This is a genomic window from Candidatus Thioglobus sp. (assembly GCF_029243085.1).
Taxonomy (GTDB): Bacteria; Pseudomonadota; Gammaproteobacteria; order PS1; family Pseudothioglobaceae; genus Thioglobus_A.
On record NZ_JAQWSS010000005.1, the window covers coordinates 1 to 3,311 of the forward strand.

General features: G+C 38.3%; 6 protein-coding genes. 1 reads left to right on the forward strand and 5 read right to left on the reverse strand.

What is annotated here, in order from left to right:
- Positions 1–52: 52 nt before the first annotated feature.
- The 3 genes from P8M52_RS00135 to P8M52_RS00145 are packed head-to-tail and all read right to left on the reverse strand — an operon-like array spanning position 53 to position 1,844.
- Positions 53–1,108 (reverse strand): FAD-dependent oxidoreductase, encoded by a 1,056-nt coding sequence (locus P8M52_RS00135; RefSeq protein WP_300305631.1) that lies wholly within the window; start codon positions 1,106–1,108, stop codon positions 53–55.
- A 1-nt stretch (position 1,109) separates the two neighbouring features.
- Positions 1,110–1,412 carry a hypothetical protein gene (locus P8M52_RS00140; protein ID WP_300305633.1) on the reverse strand — a complete coding sequence of 101 codons (303 nt, stop codon included), beginning with the start codon at positions 1,410–1,412 and terminating at the stop codon, positions 1,110–1,112.
- Positions 1,413–1,424: 12 nt separating this feature from the next.
- Positions 1,425–1,844: a hypothetical protein gene (locus tag P8M52_RS00145; protein WP_300305635.1), complete on the reverse strand. Its 420-nt coding sequence runs from the start codon at positions 1,842–1,844 to the stop codon at positions 1,425–1,427.
- 31 nt (positions 1,845–1,875) lie between these two features.
- Between P8M52_RS00145 and P8M52_RS00150 the strand changes: the two genes are divergently transcribed.
- Positions 1,876–2,457 (forward strand): malonic semialdehyde reductase, encoded by a 582-nt coding sequence (locus P8M52_RS00150; protein ID WP_300305637.1) that lies wholly within the window; start codon positions 1,876–1,878, stop codon positions 2,455–2,457.
- Positions 2,458–2,615: 158 nt separating this feature from the next.
- Here P8M52_RS00150 and P8M52_RS00155 read toward each other — a convergent pair whose 3' ends face one another.
- Together P8M52_RS00155 and P8M52_RS00160 are read right to left on the reverse strand one after the other, a co-directional pair.
- Positions 2,616–2,849: a hypothetical protein gene (locus P8M52_RS00155; RefSeq protein ID WP_300305639.1), complete on the reverse strand. Its 234-nt coding sequence runs from the start codon at positions 2,847–2,849 to the stop codon at positions 2,616–2,618.
- Position 2,850: 1 nt separating this feature from the next.
- The coding region (locus P8M52_RS00160; RefSeq protein WP_300305641.1) for a DUF4395 domain-containing protein at positions 2,851–3,311 on the reverse strand (461 nt) is incomplete at its 5' end.

The window sequence follows — 3,311 nt, forward strand, 5'->3', positions numbered from 1 at the left end:
TAATATTTGTTATTTTCACTTTATCAATTGGATCTTTTAAAGTTCCCTTTGCTCAAGAAATAGTTTTTATCGGTTCAGTTATCATAATTTTATTTTTGATATTTAAACTTATCAAAGAGTTACCAGAAAATTTACGACTAACAATTGTTGGATCATCTAAATTATCCAGTGCATTTTTTGCTGCTGCCGCAGCTTGAAGATCAGCCATATGAGCTTGTTTTGGCATCCACTCTGGGCCAGGGAAAGAGCCCGAATCGCCGGCAACAAAAACCTTGTCAAAGCCCTCTACTTCACAAAATTGATTGGCCTTTAGCAGGCCGCCTGTGCTACGCGCAAGATCGGTGTTATCGAACCAAGTATTGCCGGTCATGCCTGGCATAAATAAAATAAGATCAGCAGCAAACTCGCCACCCTCGGTTACTACTTTATCAGTGGTAAATTGTTTCATCTTGTGGCCAAGGTGCGTAGTGATATTACGCTTTTTCATTTCTGACAACAAACCATCAACTGCTTTTTCACCCAAGCGTGCACCCGGCTTGGCAGCTGGTGTAAAAAAGTTCAAGTTAAACTTATCACGCCTACCCTCAGCGCGAAGTTGAGTATCTAGTCCAAATAAAAATTCAAACATTGGTCCGCCACGCATCGCACTCGGTTCTTTTGGATTACCTGAAAAGCCAACGGCAATACTACCGCCATCCATCACCTTAACTCGATCGCGAATTTGTTCAGCAGCACTCAGCCCTTCACATGGAGTGATGGCATGCTCGATACCCGGTAGTTTTTTAATAAAGCGTCCACCTGAGGCGATAATCAGTGCATCATTTTCATAGGTGCCAATCGGTGTTATGACCGACCGACCTTGGTTTTCAAGACCGGTGACTTCACTTACAATGTGTTGCACCTTCATGCGCTTAAAGAAATTATCAAGCGGGATTACAATATCTTTCTTGCTAGCAGCGCCTGAAGGTACCCAAATTAAACTAGGCATATAAACTAGTTCTGCCTTGGGGGAAATTAGGGTTATTTCAGCGGTTTTATCTTGCTTTCGAATAGCTCTAACGGCGGTTAAGCCGGCAAAACCTGAGCCAATGATGGTAATTTTATGCATTTTAAAAAATCTCTAAGTTATGTGATGTCATGGTACTCACATTGGCAATTGCGCCAAATCTTTCCATATTTTCAGGCCAGCTCTTTCTTGCTTCTAGCTGTTGCCTAAAATTTTGCTGGTGTGTCTCACTTTGCCATTTTACTAGACAATAAACCTGTGCATTTTCATCAATACCGGAATCACGAGAAATAAAGCCATCAGCCTGAGCAATATCCTCATCAATTTCTTGAGACAAAGCCTTCCAATCATTCAACAAACTTTTGTCGTTTAATTCAAATGACACCATTATAAGAAACTCACTCATACGCTTCTCTCCCTATTTATTATGGCAAAAATGACCACTATCTGGCTCTTCTACGCTTCTAGCAATATTATCTACAAATGCTTGCAACTCGTTAAATTCTAACACAGTTAGAATGCGAGTAACAATTTCAGGCGCAACTCTTAATGTACACACTGAACCATCTTTAAGCTTCACTTCCATGCCTGCTGCATTTATCATTAAACCATCTTCGCCTTGCTCAAGTATCAATTCAAGCTCATCTTGTAGCTGATCATACAAATCTTGTAGCTCGCTTAGCACTTCTTCATCTGTATTCTCAGCAATAGAGACGATTTCACCCTGCACTGAGCCAAAGCCCTCATCTTCTTCACATTCAAACTCTATTCCCACCTTTGTTAAATGGTCTTTAAATTTGTTTGAGAGTGACGGATCGAAAAATATATAATCTAACATTGTTTTTTATTCAAATTTGAAGGATATTTTAATGCTAGATCAGAACGCTTTAGACACTTTATTTATTAATGCTAGAAGTCATAATGGCTGGTTAGATAAAAACATTACCGACGAGCAAATTCAGCAAATTTATGAATTAATGAAATTTGGCCCAACGGCAGCAAACACCTGCCCGGCACGAATTACATTTGTTAAGTCAGATGAAGCTAAGGAGAAGCTCAAAGCACACCTGGACGAAGGTAATATCGACAAGGGCATGAGCGCACCAGCGGTCGCTATTATTAGTTATGACCTAGAATTTTATGAAAAACTAGACTATTTGTTTCCACATACGGACGCCAAGAGTTGGTACGAAGGTAAGCCTGATAAAATTAAATCAGTTGGTGAAATGAATGCAACGCTGCAAGGTGGCTATTTTATGATGGCAGCTCGCTCGGTTGGATTAGATTGTGGCCCAATGGGTGGCTTTAACAATGAAACACTGGATCAAGCATTTTTCCCAGATGGAAAAACAAAGTCAATTTTCATTTGCGCAATTGGCCACGGAGATGACACTAAGATTTTCCCAAGATCACCACGCTTAAGCTTTGATGAAGCTTGCGAAATTATTTAAAAATTTTCAAAATAATGTGGACGAGGGTTTAAACATCCTCTAAAAAGACAAAAACCCTATATAAATGCCGTTAAATTGACATTTTTATAGGGTTTTTTGCCTTTTTAAACCACTCATTATTAAAATTTATGAAATTCTAATAATGGGTTAAATTCAGCTTATTTTTTGTCGGAGTTTTGCTTTTCACGTGGTGGACAGCCATTGTGCTTTAACCATAAATCCTCATGGCCAATAGCTTTAGCAAAAGCTGGAATTTCACACTCTGCCGCTGTCTTTTCAATCACATCTGGCGCTTTAATATCTTTATCATCATCGCTCAAACCAAAAACAGCAATAGCTCCCAATGCGATCAATGTCCAAGAGATAGCCAATACATACCTAATACCTTTCATATCACTTTCCAACAATTAAAAAATTAATTATATCGCCAAATGCTAGGTAAAACAATGCTAGCATGGAAAAAGAAAATATAATTTTTTGTATTAAATTTAACGTTTGAATCTGATCTTTAGTTCTAGTTAAATCACACACACCACCTGGACAATGTTTAACTTTTTCATCATGAACTAAATTGTAAATCTTGCATCCTACACAGATACCAAACACTGCCTCAAAGAACAATAAGCCTAAACATAATGCACAAGTCAAAATATTTATTGGGCCACGTATGTCATTTAACACCACTAAATAAAACATAGTTGTCGCTAGAATAAAACCAAATGACCAAGCCCATCTTTTTGGCGCAGCATCTGTGTATTCAGGTTTTTGATTATTAACCATCCAACGGCCAGCAACCATTGAAGGTGCATATTTTGGATTGATAAATATTCTGATAAAAAAGTCAAATAGGAATA

Bases quoted from the DNA above. Each gene is read 5' to 3' on its own strand.
- P8M52_RS00135 (WP_300305631.1), bottom strand. From the start codon at position 1,108: ATGCATAAAATTACCATCATTGGCTCAGGTTTTGCCGGCTTAACCGCC.
- P8M52_RS00145 (WP_300305635.1), bottom strand. From the start codon at position 1,844: ATGTTAGATTATATATTTTTCGATCCGTCACTCTCAAACAAATTTAAA.
- P8M52_RS00155 (WP_300305639.1), bottom strand. From the start codon at position 2,849: ATGAAAGGTATTAGGTATGTATTGGCTATCTCTTGGACATTGATCGCA.
- P8M52_RS00140 (WP_300305633.1), bottom strand. From the start codon at position 1,412: ATGAGTGAGTTTCTTATAATGGTGTCATTTGAATTAAACGACAAAAGT.
- P8M52_RS00150 (WP_300305637.1), top strand. From the start codon at position 1,876: ATGCTAGATCAGAACGCTTTAGACACTTTATTTATTAATGCTAGAAGT.